The sequence below is a fragment of the Sciscionella marina DSM 45152 genome (assembly GCF_000379465.1).
Taxonomy (GTDB): Bacteria; Actinomycetota; Actinomycetes; order Mycobacteriales; family Pseudonocardiaceae; genus Sciscionella; species Sciscionella marina.
This window is the reverse complement of sequence record NZ_KB905391.1, coordinates 78,649-93,935: the sequence shown is the minus strand read 5'-3', so window position 1 is coordinate 93,935 and position 15,287 is coordinate 78,649. Positions and strand designations below refer to the sequence as shown.

The 15,287-nt window shown below is 68.6% G+C and carries 17 protein-coding genes; 7 read left to right on the top strand and 10 right to left on the bottom strand.

What is annotated here, in order from left to right:
* Nucleotides 1–27: 27 nt before the first annotated feature.
* The 3 genes from A37U_RS0116735 (at nt 28) to A37U_RS44070 (ending at nt 1,524) form a co-directional block, all read left to right on the top strand.
* Nucleotides 28–609: an HhH-GPD-type base excision DNA repair protein gene (locus A37U_RS0116735; RefSeq protein WP_020497806.1), complete on the top strand. Its 582-nt coding sequence runs from the start codon at nt 28–30 to the stop codon at nt 607–609.
* Between the two features lie 64 nt (nt 610–673).
* On the top strand, nt 674–1,306 hold the full coding sequence (locus A37U_RS0116730; RefSeq protein ID WP_020497805.1) for an alpha-ketoglutarate-dependent dioxygenase AlkB: 633 nt from the start codon (nt 674–676) through the stop codon (nt 1,304–1,306).
* Between the two features lie 11 nt (nt 1,307–1,317).
* Nucleotides 1,318–1,524, top strand: a complete 207-nt coding sequence (locus A37U_RS44070; protein WP_020497804.1) for a hypothetical protein — start codon at nt 1,318–1,320, stop codon at nt 1,522–1,524.
* Between the two features lie 18 nt (nt 1,525–1,542).
* On the opposite strand, the gene A37U_RS0116720 is transcribed toward A37U_RS44070, so the two are convergent.
* From A37U_RS0116720 to A37U_RS0116710, 3 genes are read right to left on the bottom strand one after another with little or no spacing between them, the layout of a single operon-like run.
* Entirely contained in the window at nt 1,543–2,817 is a 1,275-nt protein-coding gene (locus A37U_RS0116720; protein WP_020497803.1) for an RNA polymerase sigma factor, read from the bottom strand.
* Between the two features lie 38 nt (nt 2,818–2,855).
* Nucleotides 2,856–3,236: a YciI family protein gene (locus A37U_RS44065; RefSeq protein ID WP_157182873.1), complete on the bottom strand. Its 381-nt coding sequence runs from the start codon at nt 3,234–3,236 to the stop codon at nt 2,856–2,858.
* Between the two features lie 29 nt (nt 3,237–3,265).
* Nucleotides 3,266–3,694, bottom strand: coding sequence for a YciI family protein (locus A37U_RS0116710; RefSeq protein WP_020497801.1), 429 nt, complete (start codon nt 3,692–3,694; stop codon nt 3,266–3,268).
* A 278-nt stretch (nt 3,695–3,972) separates the two neighbouring features.
* Between A37U_RS0116710 and A37U_RS0116705 the strand changes: the two genes are divergently transcribed.
* Nucleotides 3,973–5,013, top strand: coding sequence for an LLM class F420-dependent oxidoreductase (locus A37U_RS0116705; protein WP_020497800.1), 1,041 nt, complete (start codon nt 3,973–3,975; stop codon nt 5,011–5,013).
* On the opposite strand, the gene A37U_RS44060 is transcribed toward A37U_RS0116705, so the two are convergent.
* Nucleotides 4,976–5,515 carry a DinB family protein gene (locus A37U_RS44060; RefSeq protein WP_020497799.1) on the bottom strand — a complete coding sequence of 180 codons (540 nt, stop codon included), beginning with the start codon at nt 5,513–5,515 and terminating at the stop codon, nt 4,976–4,978. The genes A37U_RS0116705 and A37U_RS44060 overlap by 38 nt on opposite strands.
* 122 nt (nt 5,516–5,637) lie before the next feature.
* On the opposite strand from A37U_RS44060, the gene A37U_RS0116695 reads away from it, so the two are divergent.
* Nucleotides 5,638–6,093 (top strand): DUF6918 family protein, encoded by a 456-nt coding sequence (locus A37U_RS0116695; RefSeq protein WP_026197289.1) that lies wholly within the window; start codon nt 5,638–5,640, stop codon nt 6,091–6,093.
* Nucleotides 6,094–6,176: 83 nt separating this feature from the next.
* On the opposite strand, the gene A37U_RS44055 is transcribed toward A37U_RS0116695, so the two are convergent.
* The 3 genes from A37U_RS44055 to A37U_RS44050 are packed head-to-tail and all read right to left on the bottom strand — an operon-like array spanning nt 6,177 to nt 8,946.
* Nucleotides 6,177–7,016 (bottom strand): siderophore-interacting protein, encoded by an 840-nt coding sequence (locus A37U_RS44055; protein WP_020497797.1) that lies wholly within the window; start codon nt 7,014–7,016, stop codon nt 6,177–6,179.
* A gap of 38 nt (nt 7,017–7,054) precedes the next feature.
* Entirely contained in the window at nt 7,055–7,705 is a 651-nt protein-coding gene (locus A37U_RS0116685; RefSeq protein WP_020497796.1) for a response regulator transcription factor, read from the bottom strand.
* Entirely contained in the window at nt 7,702–8,946 is a 1,245-nt protein-coding gene (locus A37U_RS44050) for a sensor histidine kinase (protein ID WP_020497795.1), read from the bottom strand. Before A37U_RS44050 ends, A37U_RS0116685 begins: the two co-directional genes overlap by 4 nt.
* Nucleotides 8,947–9,112: 166 nt before the next feature.
* On the opposite strand from A37U_RS44050, the gene A37U_RS51595 reads away from it, so the two are divergent.
* The gene (locus A37U_RS51595; RefSeq protein ID WP_169526887.1) at nt 9,113–9,886 is read left to right on the top strand and encodes a GOLPH3/VPS74 family protein; all 774 of its coding nucleotides are present in this window, start codon (nt 9,113–9,115) and stop codon (nt 9,884–9,886) included.
* 23 nt (nt 9,887–9,909) lie between these two features.
* Here the strand turns inward: A37U_RS51595 and A37U_RS0116670 are convergent, their stop codons facing one another.
* The 3 genes from A37U_RS0116670 to arc form a co-directional block, all read right to left on the bottom strand.
* On the bottom strand, nt 9,910–11,304 hold the full coding sequence (locus tag A37U_RS0116670) for a WS/DGAT/MGAT family O-acyltransferase (protein WP_020497793.1): 1,395 nt from the start codon (nt 11,302–11,304) through the stop codon (nt 9,910–9,912).
* A 105-nt stretch (nt 11,305–11,409) separates the two neighbouring features.
* A complete protein-coding gene (locus A37U_RS0116665) occupies nt 11,410–12,324 on the bottom strand; it encodes an aldo/keto reductase (RefSeq protein ID WP_020497792.1) in 915 nt (304 codons plus the stop codon).
* Between the two features lie 3 nt (nt 12,325–12,327).
* Nucleotides 12,328–14,196 carry a proteasome ATPase gene (arc, locus tag A37U_RS0116660; protein ID WP_020497791.1) on the bottom strand — a complete coding sequence of 623 codons (1,869 nt, stop codon included), beginning with the start codon at nt 14,194–14,196 and terminating at the stop codon, nt 12,328–12,330.
* Between the two features lie 343 nt (nt 14,197–14,539).
* Here arc and A37U_RS0116655 point away from each other — a divergent pair, with 343 nt between their 5' ends.
* Nucleotides 14,540–15,250, top strand: coding sequence for a hypothetical protein (locus A37U_RS0116655; RefSeq protein WP_157182872.1), 711 nt, complete (start codon nt 14,540–14,542; stop codon nt 15,248–15,250).
* The last annotated feature ends 37 nt before the right edge of the window (nt 15,251–15,287 follow it).

Genomic DNA, 15,287 nt, shown 5'->3' with positions numbered 1-15,287 from the left:
GCACCCGATACGTGCGATCATGGGCGCATGACGCGCACCGTGTACCTCGTCGGTGAGCCGGCGGCCGACGCCCTGCTCGCCACCGATCCGCTCGCCCTGCTCACCGGCATGCTGCTGGACCAGCAGGTGCCGATGGAGACCGCATTCGCCGGGCCGAAGAAGCTGCTCGACCGGCTCGGCACCCTCGACACCGGCCGGATAGCCGCCATGGACCCGGACGAGTTCGCCGGCATCTGCGCCACCCCGCCCGCCGTGCACCGGTTCCCCGGCTCCATGGCCAAGCGCATCCAGGCGATGTGCCAGGCGATCGTCGAGAACTACGACGGCGACGCCGAAGCCATCTGGACCCGGGGCGAGCCGAACGGCAAGGAAGTGCTCACCCGGCTCAAGGCGCTGCCCGGCTTCGGTGAGCAGAAGGCGCGCATCTTCCTCGCCCTGCTCGGCAAGCAGTTCGGGCTGCGGGCCTCGGGCTGGCGCGAGGCGGCGGGCGGTTACGGCGAACAGGGCGCGCGCTACTCGATCGCCGATGTCGTGGACGCCGATTCGCTCGGTGAGGTGCGGGCCTACAAGAAGGCCGCGAAGGCGGCGGCCAAGCAAGCCAAGGGCTGAGCCCGTTCGATCGAGTGAAGCATCGTTCGAACCTGTGTTCGAATAATTCGTGTACACTGGCCTTATGACGGCGATGTTGCAAGGTTCCTTGTTCGGTACGGAGGAAGCGGTCGGCCTGCGGCCACTGGAGCAGGCGCGGCGCACCGAACTGGGCGACGGGGCGTGGATCGACCTGCTTCCCGGCTGGCTCAGCGGAGCGGACGAGGTGTTCGACCGCCTCGCCTCGGATGTGCCGTGGCACGCCGAGCGCCGGGTCATGTACGACCGGGTGGTATCGGTTCCCCGGCTGCTCAGCTTCTACGAAGAGCACGACGAGATGCCGGATCCCTGCCTCCGCGATGCGCGCGCCCTGCTGACCGCGCACTATCTCGACGAGCTCCGCGAACCGTTCTGCACGGCGGGACTGTGTTACTACCGCGACGGGGCGGACAGTGTGGCCTGGCACGGCGACACCATCGGGCGCGGTGCGCGGGAGGACACCATGGTCGCGATCCTGTCCGTCGGCGCCCCGCGCACCCTGCTGCTGCGGCCACGCGATCCCGGAGCGGGTTCGCCGGTCCGCCGCTCGCTCGGGCACGGCGATCTCGTCGTCATGGGCGGGTCCTGCCAGCGGACCTGGGAACACGCCATCCCCAAGACGGCTCGCGCTGTCGGCCCCCGGATCAGCATCCAGTTCCGGCCGCGCGGCGTGCGATAGGAGCGGGGGAAATGGCCGGGATGCCGCTGACGACCGGGCGATGGCGGATCGTCGATGTGGATCTCTGGGACAGCGATGCCGTCGATCTCCTGGAACCCGGCCTCATCGAGTTCACCGGTGAGGAGACCGGCGGTTCGCTTTCCAGGCCTGGCGCGCGGGACACGTATGCCCCGGCGGCCGACCCGTCCCCGCCTGCCGAGCAGGATTCCCCCGGATGAGCGTTTCCATGCCCCGTGTCAGACCGTGCTCGCCGCCCGCTCCCGCATCACCGTCCGCTCGGCCGCGTTGCCGGTCAGTTCTGCCGCACGCGCGAATTCGGCACGGGCCTCCGCCGCTCGGCCGAGTTTCGCCAGCAGATCGCCCCGAACGCTGGCGAGCAGGTAGTAGTCCCGCAGCACGGGATCCGAACGCAGCTCGTCCACCAGCCGCAGGCCGGCCTCCGGTCCGAAAGCCATACCGAGCGCCACCGCGCGGTTGAGCTCCACGACCGGCGAACCGGTCCGCCGGGCCAGCTGCTCGTACAGGGCGGCGATGCGCGCCCAGTCGGTTTCCTCCGCGGTGACGGCCCGCGCATGACAGGCGGCGATCGCGGCCTGCAGGGTGTAGGGGCCGGGTTCCGCGGCCAGTTCCACCGCCCGGCCGAGTGCTTCGAGGCCGCGGCCGATCAGCAACCGGTCCCATCGCCCGCGGTCCTGATCGAGCAGCAGGACCGGCTCACCCTGCGGTCCGAGCCGCGCACCCGCCCGGGAACCCTGCAACTCCAGCAGCGCGATCAGTCCGTGGACCTCCGGCTCTCCGGGGAGCAGGGTGGCCAGCATCCGGCCGAGCCGCTGCGCCTCCTCGCACAGCGCGGGGCGCATCCAGTCGTCGCCCGCGGTCGCCGAATACCCCTCGTTGAAGATCAGGTACACCACTTCGAGGACCGAGTCGAGCCGCTCGCGCAGCTGCTCCCGGTCCGGCACCGTGAACCGCACCCGCTCCTTGGTCAGGGTTCGCTTGGCGCGGACGATCCGCTGTGCCATCGTCGACTCGGACGCCAGGTAGGCGCGGGCGATCTCCTTCGTGCTCAGGCCACCCAGCATGCGCAACACCAGGGCGACCCTGGCCTGCGGGGCGAGCACCGGATGGCACGCGGTGAACATCAGCCCGAGCAGATCGTCCCCGAAGTGCACATCGAGCGTGTCGTCCGGCTCGCCGGGCTCTTGTTCCAGATCGCGTCCGAGGTCACCGAGCTTCGCGGCGAACCGCTCGTCCCGGCGGAACCGGTCGATGGCCCGCCGTTTTCCGGTCGTCATCAGCCAGGCCCCCGGATTGTCCGGGACCCTCGATTCCGGCCACTGTTCGAGCGCCGCGACCAGTGCGTCCTGGGCCAGCTCCTCGGCGAGACCGACGTCGTGCACCATCCGGGCCAGCCCGGCGATCAGCCGGGCCGACTCGACACGCCACACGGCGTCGATCCGGGCCCGAACGCGCGTGCGCGCGTTCGGGCCCGGCGCTTCGGATTCGTTCATGCGGCCATCTCAGCAGCACAGCGGACCGTGCGGCAACTTCAGCCCTCCAGCGCGGTGAGGCCGAGCTCCTCGAACTCGTAGATCCGCCGGATCTCCAGCCGCGCCGCACCGTGTGCGTCCAGTTCCGGCCAGCCCTTGACCCATTCGATGGCCTCGGCGAGCGAAGGCGCTTCGATCAGGCTGTAGCCGGCGATGAGTTCCTTGGTCTCCGCGAACGGTCCGTCCACCACCCTCGGTTTCCCGCCGTCGAACTCCACCCGGGCACCCTGCGTGCTCGGATGCAGCCCGTCCCCGCCGAGGAATCGCACACCCTCCGGGGTCTTGCGGTTGAACTCCTCCATCGCCTCGTACAGCTCCTGCTCGGGCTGCACCCCGGTCTCGGTCTCCTCGTCCGCCTTGCGGATCACCATGAAGCGCATCGCAGTCCTCTCCGGTGCCGGTTGCCCGGTCATCGCCCCTGGTTCTGTTCGACGACGGCCGCGCGCAACCGTTCTTCCTGTGCGCGGATCGCCGCTGAGTAGTTCGTCTCGAAGTCCTCGGCCTCGAAGATCTGCCGTAGCTCCACGACACCACCCTCCCCGGGGCAGCGCCTCGCCCATTCGAGCGCTTCCTCCCAGTCCTTGAACTGGAGCAACCAGAAGCCCGCGATGAGTTCCTTGGTCTCCGCGAACGGTCCGTCGATCACCGTCGGCTTCCCGTCACCATCGAACACCACGCGCTTGCCCCGCGAACTCGGATACAGCCCCTCGGCCGCGAGCAGCGCACCGGCCTTGGCCAGGTCCTCGTTGAACGCACCCATCCGCGCGACGTCCTGCTCCGACGGGAGCTCTCCGGCCTCGCTGTGCTCATCGGCGTGCACGAACATCAGGAATCGCATCTCGCCCTACCTTTCGTTGTGGCCCGTCCCCAGTGGCCGGGGCCCGGATACCAAGGCGTCGAACGGGCCCGATCCGGATCGACAGGTGCACCGGAAACCGCTCCGACGATTCTCGGTGACCTGCATCACGCCCGCTTACGGAAGCCTGCCGCCCCGGGAGCAGGTCGGCAATCTCCGCCCGTCCGTGGTGAGCGGCGCGATGTTTCCAAGGCAAGCATGGTGGGTTAGCGTGACGAACAAACCGACTGGAACGTATGTAGAGCAGTAAGGGTGATCCGATGCGCTTCGGCATGGCAATGAGCTACAGCGGTGGGTTCTCCGAAGCGGTCGAGGAGATGACCGCCCTCGAACAGGCGGGGCTCGACATCGCGTTCGTACCGGAAGCCTATTCCTTCGACGCGGTCAGCCAGCTCGGCTATCTCGCGGCCCGGACCACCCGGATGGAACTCGCCTCCGGGATCTTCCAGATCTATACCCGCACCCCTTCGCTGACCGCGATGACCGCGGCCGGGCTGGACTTCGTCAGCGGCGGCCGGTTCGTCCTCGGCCTCGGCGCCTCCGGCCCGCAGGTGATCGAGGGATTCCACGGCGTGCCGTACAACGCGCCGCTCGGCCGTACCCGCGAACTGGTCGAGATCTGCCGCAAGGTGTGGCGCCGCGAACGGCTCACCTACGACGGCAAGTACTACCAGATCCCGCTTCCCGCGGAGCAGGGAACCGGGCTCGGCAAGCCGCTCAAGCTGATCAACCATCCGGTACGGGAGCGGATCCCGGTGCTGATCGCCGCGATCGGCCCGAAGAACGTGGAACTGACCGCCGAGATCGCCGAGGCCTGGCAGCCGATCTTCTTCCTGCCGGAGCGAGCGAACGAGGTGTGGGGCGAGTCCCTGAGCAAGGGCAAGCAGAAGCGCGGTCCCGAGCTCGGCGAGCTCGCCGTGCACGCGAGCGCGACGCTGGCCATCGGGGACGACGTCGATCACCTGCTCGAGGCGGTGAAACCGGCGCTGGCCCTCTACATCGGCGGAATGGGCGCCAAGGGCAAGAACTTCTACAACGACCTCGCCTGCCGCTACGGCTACGCGAAGGAAGCCGAGCAGATCCAGGACCTCTACCTCGGCGGGAACAAGGAGGCCGCCGCTGCCGCGGTTCCGGACGAGCTGGCCAGGAACATCTCGCTGATCGGCCCCCGTTCCTTCGTCAAGGAGCGCCTCGCGGCCTTCGCCGAGGCCGGGGCGACCACAATCCACCTGACGCCCCTGGCGGGCACCACGGCGGAGAAGGTCAAGCTGGTCGAGACGGTTCGGGACCTGAGCGACTGACCTCGCGGATATCGCGCACGTGATGGACTCCCTCGTGCGCGGCCTGGCGGACGAGCCAACGCGTCCCGCGCACCTCGCCGGGAAGCCGGCTCGCCGTCCGGTCCCAGTCCCGCACCCGTTCGACCTCGGCGAGGCAGCCGTCGACAGCTGATTCGAGTTCGCCGAGCACCGCCTCGGGAATCGTCTCGGCGTAGTGGAATCGCGCCGCGCGCAGATCGTTGAGCATGGGTTCCAGCACCGGCCGGTCCTCGGTCCTGGTGCGGTAGAGCCGGATCGTGGACGTGACGTAGACATCCCGCAGGTGGCAGGCGTATTCGAGGGCGGACCAGATCCCGGGTTCCGGACGGCTGCGCAGCACCGGCGCGGGCGTCGCCTCGAGCGCGGTCCGCGCGTTCGCCGGCATTTCCCCGATGATCCGCACGGCCTCCGGGACGCCGAGTTCGGCGTAGGAGAGCGCGCACGGGGCGCAGTGGAAGTCCTCGGCGGCAAGGGTACCCGACACAGTAGGAGATGCTACCCAGGCGAGCTTGAGTATCCCCCGAGGACACGATCGGGCGCCGACCCGCTATGGTCACCCAACGCTCAATAGAGCACGCGAACAAGCACACGAAAGGAATAGACTCGGTGCCAGAGGATCTTCGTACGCAACTGGTCGATTCGCCGCAGTACCCCGAGTTTGTTTCAGATTGCCGCCAACTCGTGGACGACGAAGTGGCCTCGAAATCGGGAGCCACGGGACTCACCGTGAAAAGCGCCTACAAAATGGTGCAGAAGCTCAAGCCGAACATGATCGACGAGGCCGTCAAGGACCTGCTCCCGGAGCTGACCAGCCGGCTGCAGCCGTTCTACGCCGACTACAGGTCCGCGGGCAACGGTGCGGGGCTTTCCAGCTACTTCGAGTCGAGGCAGGACGAGATCTCCGAGGCGCTGCTCGGTCTCACCGACGACCGTGCCGAGCGCAGCAACCGGGGCACCATCAAGAAGGCCTACGGCATGCTGCGCCCGCAGGGCAAAAAGCACGTCACGGTCGCGGTCCCCAAGCTCGGCGAGCTGATCGCCAAGCACACCGGCACCAACTGAAACAAAACGACGTTCGGGCGGGAATTCGATGATCGAATTCCCGCCCGAACGTTTTTCTCCCCCACGACCTGTGAATCGGTGCGCTATTCGATAGCGCTGCCGAGCTTCCAATATCCGGAGAAATAGATATCCGCCTTCGGGATCCCGCGCTCACCGACGAGGTGCCTGCGGATCCCGCGAACCATCGACGACTCCCCTGCGAGCCACACGTACGGCCTTCCGGGGCGCAGTTCGGCCCGCCGTACCGCTTCGAGCAGCACCCCGGGATCGCCGGGCGTGGCGCCGGACCTGGTCACGACGTCGATCTCTACCTTCGCGACACTGTGCAGCGGTGGCACATCGGCCCGCGTGCCGACTTCGAGTACCACGTGCGCGACGACATCCGGGTCCAGGCCTTCGAGAATGGCCGCGATCGCGGGAAGTGCCGTCTCGTCCCCGATGAGCAGCGAGTAGTCCGTTTCCCGGGGAGGGGCGTATTCCCAGCCGCCGATCTGCGCGCAGCGCGCGTTCGGAGCCAGCAGCGCGGCCCGGTCGCCCGGCCGCGCCGACTCGATCCAGGAGGCCGCGGGCCCGCACGGCTGATCACCGGTCTCGTGCAGCACGAACTCGATCCAGGCCGTCCGCAGGGACCGATCGAACCGCCGGATGGTGTAGGTGCGGATCGGCGGGCGATGTTCGGCCGGGATCGCCCGGTAGTCGTGGAACCATTCCCGTCCGACCGGCACCACCGGACGGTCCTGACCGGGCAGCGGGAAGAACAGCTTGACCCGCTGGTCCCGGCCCGCACAGGTCATCTGGTCCAGATCGGGCGCGGTGAACGCGACACGACGGAGATGCGGCGTCACCTCCTCGATCTCGGCGACCTCGACATCGAACAACACGAACGGCATATCGGGCGCGCGCACATCGACCGGGGTGGTCATCGATCACCTCCAGCAGGCTCGGACTCGGTTAGGTTAACCTAACCTACCAAACCCGCCTGGTGTGCGAGCAACCCCGCCTGGGTGCGGTTCGCGCAGTCGATCTTGACGAGCATCCGCGAGATGTACCCCTTCACGGTGGCCTCGGAGAGGTACAGCCGCCCGGCGATCTGCGCGTTGGACATCCCCTCGCCGAGGCAGGTGAGCACTTCGAGCTCCCGTTCGGAGAGCGCGCCGAGCTGGTCCCGGGCGCGGTTGCGCGCCTCGTACTCGCCGCTGGAGTTGCCCACAAGGCGTGCGGCCGCCGACGGGGAGAGCACGGTGTGCCCGTCCGCGGCCACTCGCACAAGGTTGAGCAGATCCTCCGGAGGGGTGGATTTCACCAGAAATCCCGCAGCCCCGGCCTTGAGGGCACGCAGCACGTAGGAGTCGGCGTCGAACGTGGTGAGCGCGACCACCGCGGGCGGCGCGGCGAGCGCGGTGATCCGCTCGATCGCGGTGAGCCCGTCCACGCCGGGCATCCGCAGGTCCATGAGCACCACCCGCGGCTCGGTGCGCACCACGACCTCGACCGCCTCGGCGCCGTCCTGCGCGGTGCCGAGCACCTCGATGTCCGCCGAACTGCCGAGGATGGTGCGCAAGTGCGCGCACACCATGGGCTCGTCGTCCACGACGACGACACCGATCGTCATACCAGCTCCTTCGCCTTCTCGGTCGGCACATAGGCCGGAAGCACCGCCTCGAGCAGGAAGCCGCCCTCGTTGTCGGGCACCGCATCGAGCCGGCCGTGCACCAGCTCGACCCGCCTGCGCAGCCCGCGCAGCCCGGATCCGGAACCGGTCCCGGGCAATGGATTGTGCGCCACCGCGGACGGCGCAGCATTGCGCACCCGCAGGCGCAGCCGTTCCCGTTCGTAGTCCACCGTCACCTCGGTGCGCGCACCGGGCGCGTGCTTGTGCACGTTCGTCAGCCCTTCCTGCACGATCCGGTACGCGGTCCTGCCGACCACCGGAGAGACGTGCGCGCGGCTGCCGTTCTCCGTGAGGGACACATCCAGGCCGACCGCCCGGGAGCCCTCCACGAGATCGGTGAGCGAGGGCGGCCGGACGCCGTCCTCCGTGACCCGGTCCCGTTCCTCGGCAGGCGAGCGCAGCACCCCGATCAGATCGCGCAGTTCCTCCAGCGCCTCGCAGCCCGCGGCGCGCAGCTCCTCCGCAGCGGCGCGGGTCTGTTCATCCCCCGCGGTCACCCCGAGCGCGCCCGCCTGCAACACCATCAGGCTCAGCCGATGGGTGACCACGTCGTGCATCTCCCCCGCGAGCTTCACCCGCTCGTCCGCGCGGGCCTGCTCGGCGAGCAGCTGGCGCTCCCGGTCCGCGCGCTCGGCCCGCTCCCGCAGCGCGTGCACGGTGCGCACCCGGTAACCGAGGAACAACCCGAGCAGGGTCGGGGCCGTCGCCATCAGCACCCCGGTGGCCAGCGAGGACCAGTCCAGCGCCCACACCCGGATCGCGAGCACGTTCAGCAGCACCAGCATCGGGATGATCAGGTACCCGAACCGGCCGCGCCAGCCGAAGTAGGCCAGCGTCCAGCCGATGTGCGAACAGGCGATGTTGATCCAGACATTGGTGCCGTTGGTCATCGGCGGCACCCAGGAGGGGAACAGCAGCGAGCAGCCGAGCCCGAGCAACGCCACACCCAGCAGCGCGAGCATCAGCCATTCGCGGGGCAGGTTGGGCAGGAAGATCAGCACGCTGACGGCCAGCTGCAGCACCATGACCGCGATCGCCGGGCCGTAGCCGTGCTCCGGACTCCAGGGCACCCCGACCGCGCCGAAGAACTCCGCGCCGACCATGCACACCATCAGCACCGGCCAGACGTGCACCGCGAGGATCGCCGCCAGCACCGCGGCCAGACTGAACCTGTTCCGCATGTACCGCAGACCGACTCCATCGCACACGCCGCTGACGCTACCCGCTTCCCCGGCCGTCACCACCCGAAACCATGCTCCGGTCGCACGGAATGACAACGAAAGTCGCATCCGCCGACCACCAATGCGGCTCACGTCCGAGGGCCCCGATGCGGTCAACTCGTTCAGCATGACGACCGCACCCACGGGCCGGGCGCTCGCCGAGAGCGCAACCGCGGGACTGCTGCGCGCGGTTGCGCCGTGGTACCCGGTACCGAATCATGTGCCGTGGCCCGACGACAGGGAGGAATCAGACATGAGCAGGACGTTGCCGCAGCAGCTCTACCTACTCAGCTACAACGTGGACAAGGGAAAGCTGAGCAACAGCCAGTTCCGCGGGCACCTCATGCGTGCCGCGGCACTGGCCGAGCTGACCATCGAGGGCTATCTGACCGACGCGGACGGAAAGGCGATCGCGGATCCCGGGAAGCCGCCCGCCGACCAGTTCCTCGCCGAGGTGCTCGCGGACAGCCCCGCCCAGCGGCCCCGGTCCTGGCGGTCCCTCGTGCGGCGGCGCACCCGCGCGGCCGAGGCCACCGTCCGGTCCCAGCTGGCCGCCGAGGGAACGATCACCGTGACTCCGGCACGCGTGCTCGGCCTCTTCCCCCGGCACGAGGTCACCGTCACCAGGGATTCCGAGGTCAGCACGCTGCGCGAGACCGCCCGGCGCCCGGTGCTCAACCAGCTGGATCCCGCCTCGGTGCCACAGCGTGAGGCGGCGCTGGCGGTGCTGTCCGCGGCCGGCGAGCTGAGCAGTGTGTTCTCCCGCGCGGAGCGCCGCGAGCACAAGCGAGTGATCCGCGAGCTCGGGGACAGTCTCGGCGAGGCGGCACCGAGCCTGCGCAAGGCGATCGCCTCGATCAGGGCCGCCATCGCGGCGAGCGCGGCGCACGGCGGCGGTTAGATCGAGGCAGCCCGCACGGCGAGCTAAACGGTGGCGGTCGCCTTCTCCAGTTCGACCAGCGCCGTCTCCAGGTGCCCGAGCAGCCGCTGCAGGTGCGGGACGCTGCGCCGGCATCCGGTGAGACCGAACGAGAGCCGATCGGCGTAGCTGACGCAGGTGATGTTCAGCGCCTGGCCGTCATAGGGGATGGAGACCGGGTACAGGCCCTCGAGCTCGGCACCGTTGTAGTAGAGCGGGCGCCGCGGACCCGGCACGTTCGAGATGATCAGATTGAACGGCGGCCTGGTCAGCTCCGGGACCCCGGGAATCGGCTGCAGCGCCAGCCCGCCGATTGCGAAAGCCGAGAGCAGCAGCACCTCGAGCGGGCTGCGGCCGGAGAAGGCCTCTTTGCCGCTGGCCATCGAGGTGGCGATCCGCTCCAGCCGGGTCGCCGGATCGGTCGCGTCGGTGGCCAGTTCGCACAGTGTGCCGCCGATCGCGTTGCCCTGCGCGGAATCGTCGCGCCGGATCGAGACCGGGACAGCGGCGACCAGCGGCGACTCCGGCAGCGCGTCCAGATCGAGCAGATAGTGCCGCAGCGCCCCGGAGCACATCGCGAGCACCACGTCGTTGATCGTGCTCCCGGTCGCCTTGCGCACCGCGTTCAACCGGTGCAGCGGCCAATCCTGGGCGGCGAACCGGCGTGCCCCGGTGATCGGCACGTTCAGGATGCTGCGCGGTGCCTGGTACGGCAGCATCTCGGCGGGTTCGCGCAGCCCGCGCCGGATCTTGCCGGCCAGTGCGGGGCCGAACCGGGCCAGATCGCCGACCGCCTTGACGACCTCGTTCGCCTGGCCGCTCAGCCGCTGCGGCAGCTCGGTCAGCGTGCTCACCGTCGTGCGCTCGGGTTCTCCGGCCGGGCGGGGGCGGGCCTGGAAGGGCGCGGTCGCGGTGTCCGCGTGTGGGTCCGAGGTCAGCGAACGCTGCAGCAGCCGAAGCGCCGAAACCCCGTCGAGCAGTGAGTGGTGCACCTTGGTGTACACCGCGAACCGGTTGTCCTCGAGCCCTTCGATCAGGTGCATCTCCCACAGCGGGCGATGCCGGTCGAGCAGCGTTCCGTGCAGCCGGGACACCAGCTCGAGCAGCTCGCGCACCCGGCCCGGTTTGGGCAGCGCGGAGAGCCGGACGTGGTACTCCAGATCGAGATCACCGTCCTCGACCCAGGCGAACTGGCCGAGGCTGTTGACCGGGGCACGCGGGGTACGCCGGAACATCCTGGCGACGTCGCCGGTGTTGATCAGCTCGCGGTGCACATCGCCCACGTGGCCGGGTCCGGCGCCCGGGGGCAGCCGGAACAGTTCGAGCCCGCCGACATGGATCGGATGCTCGCGCCCCTCGGCGAGCAACCACATCGAGTCGTTCAGCGGCATGATCGACATCCCGGCCCCTCCTCTGCGCGATTCCGGGTTCGCGAACCCGAACGTGGTAACACGAGCAGGTGAAGTGAATCACAGCTCCTGCGGATTATCGTGGCCGGGCCGCGGTCAGGTCCAGGTCAGTTCCGCCCGTTGGGACCAGTAGCGTTCCGGGGCCTCGGCAAGGTCCTCGCGGACATCCACACCGATCCCGGCCGCCCGCAGATTACTGGTCAGCTGCCCGGTACTCGCCGGGCCGAGCAGCACGCGATCGGCCCACGTCCGGGTCAGCACCGCGGACAGGGCGATCACGTCCGGATCCGTGTGCTCCCGCACGGCGGCCGCGCGCACCAGCTCCGGGGGATCGACGGCGAGCCTTCCGTTCGCCAGCGGTTCCTTGACGAGCACGAGCGCACCCGAATCGTGGGCCTCGGCGAGAGCGGGGCCCACCGAGGGCTCGAGCAGGTTCCACGTCGACTGGACCGCGGTGAACAGTCGTGCGCCGTCCACCTCGAGCGCCAATCCCCTGCGCACCGCATCGGCCTGGCGTGGCCCGGAGGTGGAGAAGCCGAGCCGCACCCCTTCGGCGGCCAGGTCCGCGAGGGCACCGAGCAAGCCCGGGTCCTCGAACAGCGGGCTGTCCACGGTCAGCGAGTGCACCTGGTACAGATCGAGCCGGTCCCCGAGCAGTTTCCGGGTCTCGGCGAGCTGTTCGCGCAGCCGGGTGAGGCTGTGCTCCTTGACCTCGTGCACCTCGGCCGTGCGCCGCCAATCGCCGACGTAGGTGTAACCCCATTTGCTGGACACGGTGACATCGCGGTGACCGCGCTCGCCGAGCCAGGACGCGAGGAATTCCTCGGCGAGGCCGTACGAACGGGCCGCATCCACCCACCGGACACCCGCCGCGTACGCCTCGTCGAGCACCGCGAAGGTGGCCGACCGCATCGCCTCGACGGTGCGGTCGGCCGGAAGTGCTCCTTCGCGTCCGAGATTGAGGTAGGCGGGCCTGCCGAGGGCAGCGAGCCCGATCGCGAACCGATCCACTCTCTAAAGGTACTGACCGGTGTTGTTGGCCGTGTCGATCGCCCGTCCGGACTCGGCGTTCTTTCCGGTGACGAGGGTCCGGATGTAGACGATCCGCTCCCCCTTCTTGCCGGAGATGCGCGCCCAGTCATCCGGGTTCGTGGTGTTCGGCAGGTCCTCGTTCTCGGCGAACTCGTCCACGATCGCGTCGAGCAGGTGCTGCACGCGAAGCCCGGGCTGCTTGGTCTCCAGCACGGCCTTCACCGCGGTCTTCTTCGCCCGCGCCACGATGTTCTCGATCATCGCGCCGGAGTTGAAGTCCTTGAAGTACAGCACTTCCTTGTCCCCGTTGGCGTAGGTCACCTCGAGGAACCGGTTCTCGTCGCTCTCGGCGTACATCCGGTCGACGGTGTGCTGGATCATCGCGTCGATGCAGGACTGCGGATTGCCACCGAACTCGGCGAGGTCGTCGGCGTGGATCGGCAACGACTTCGTCAGGTACTTCGCGAAGATGTCGGTCGCCGCCTCCGCGTCCGGACGCTCGATCTTGATCTTCACGTCCAGCCGGCCCGGACGCAGGATCGCCGGGTCGATCATGTCCTCGCGGTTGGACGCGCCGATCACGATGACGTTCTCCAGACCCTCGACACCGTCGATCTCGGCGAGCAGCTGCGGAACGATCGTGGTCTCCACATCCGAGGAGACACCGGAACCGCGGGTGCGGAAGATCGAGTCCATCTCGTCGAAGAACACGATCACCGGGGTACCCGCCGAGGCCTTCTCCCGCGCCCGCTGGAAGATCGTGCGGATGTGCCGCTCGGTCTCCCCGACGAACTTGTTCAGCAGCTCGGGGCCCTTGATGTTGAGGAAGTAGGACTTCGCCTCCGCGACCGCACTCGGGTTGTCCGGATCCGAGCTCTCCGCTGTCTGCTTCGCCAGCGAGTTCGCCACCGCCTTCGCGATCAGCGTCTTACCGCAGCCGGGCGGCCCGTAGAGCAGCACACCCTTGGGCGGGGTGAGCTCGTACTCGGTGTACAGGTCCTTGTGCAGGAATGGCAGTTCGACCGCGTCCCGGATCTGCTCGATCTGGCGGAACAGGCCACCGATGTCCTCGTAGCGCACATCCGGGACCTCCTCCAGCACGAGATCCTCGACCTCGGCCTTCGGAACCCGCTCGTAGGCGTAACCGGCCTTGGTGTCCACCAGCAGCGAATCACCCGGCTTGAGCAGATCGGCCTCGATGGATTCGGCGAGCAGCACCACGCGCTCCTCGTCGGCATGCCCGACGATCAGCGCCCGGTGTGGCTGATCCTGCTCGATCGGGGCCAGCACCTCACGCAGCCCGCACACCTCGCCGACACGTTCGAAAGAGCCCGCCTCCACGACGGTCAGCGCTTCGTTCAACCGCACCGATTGCCCGAGCCGAAGACTCTCACCTTCGACCGCGGGCGAAACGACGACGCGCATCTTGCGCCCCGAGGTGTACACGTCGACCGTGCCGTCCTCGTGCCTGCCGAGAAAGACGCCGTAGCCGCTCGGCGGCTGGGCAAGCCGGTCGACCTCCTCACGCAGCGCCAGCAGCTGGCTGCGGGCGTCACGCAAGGTGTCGACGAGCTTCGTATTGCGCTCGGTCAACTGGTTGACCCGCTCGTTCGCCTCGGTCAGCCGCTGCTCGAGCGCGCGCGACTGACGCGGGGACTCGGCGAGCCTGCGTCGTAGTTGGTTGATTTCCTCTTCCAGGAGCCGGACCTGCGCAGCAGGGTCCCTCGTGGTCGAGGCGTCTGGGGTCGGGGACGTGCTGGATTCGACGAATTCGCCGACCTCGCCGTCCGCGAACTGATCCTCGGGGGAGCCACCGTCTTCGTAGTGGCCACCGGTGCGGTCGTGCTGCATATCGGCAACCCTCCTCCCGCTCTGTTTTCCCCTACGGTACAAGCGATCACCGACATCCCGTGAGTACCAAATGTTGCCGGTGTCGTCACCGCCCAGTTGGCGAGACGATGCCGCCAGGTCATTCGCGGTGCGCTGCGGGGCAGAACGCCGTATTCACGGCTCCTGCCGACACGGTGAACCGGCAGCTGCACCACCTCGTGGGCGTGTGGCCTTGATCACCTTGTGTTTTCGCTCGATAACAGTTATCCAACGCTCTTCACCTGAGCTGCGGCGAGCCCTCCGGAGCGGCACGATACCGTTGCCCCGCGCAGCCACGCACCACACGCACAACCAGGGTTTTGCCATGTCCTCGCAGAAACCGGCGACGAATCCGTATCGCACGCCGGAGCCTCGGCAGCACAACGGTGCGCCTTCGGCTGGTGGGCGCCGTAGACGCACCGGGCTACTGCTCGGCGTCGGAACCGTCGTCGTGGTGCTGCTCGCCGCCTTCGGTGTCGCGGGCTTCGCCTATCCCGGCTGGTTCCTCAACGTGGACGACACCAAGCACACCCCGCGCAAGGAGGCCGTGGTCTCGCACGGTCCCCGGGACGCGGGCCGCACCGCGGAGGGCACCACCAACACCGCGCTCGACTACCTCAACTCGGGCGATCTCGACGGGTTCGCCTCGCTGTCCTGCGCCGGTCAGCGCGAGGAGATGCTGCGCACGATCGACGCCTACGATCCCCGGCTCGCCGCGGGCGCGAGCGCGGATGTCGAGCGGATCGACGTTCAGTACGCCCTCGAACAGGTCGGGATGCGCGGCAGGGGCCAGGCCGTCGCGGACATCAGCGAGAACTTCGACAATTTGCCGAAGAACTACGACAAGCTCATCCCGCAGGACCGGTTCTCCGGCAGGATCTCCCTGCAGCGCAAGGGCGGCCAGTGGCAACTGTGCGGGATCGAGTTCAACGTTCCCGGAGAGGACTCCGCCGATCCCGGTGACGGTCCCGATCAGGACATCGGCCCCGAGCCGGATCAGGACGAGCCGGACGCCACGCTCCCGCCGACCTCCTGAGGACCCGTCCCAATCGGCGGCCCGGCACCGACCGCGC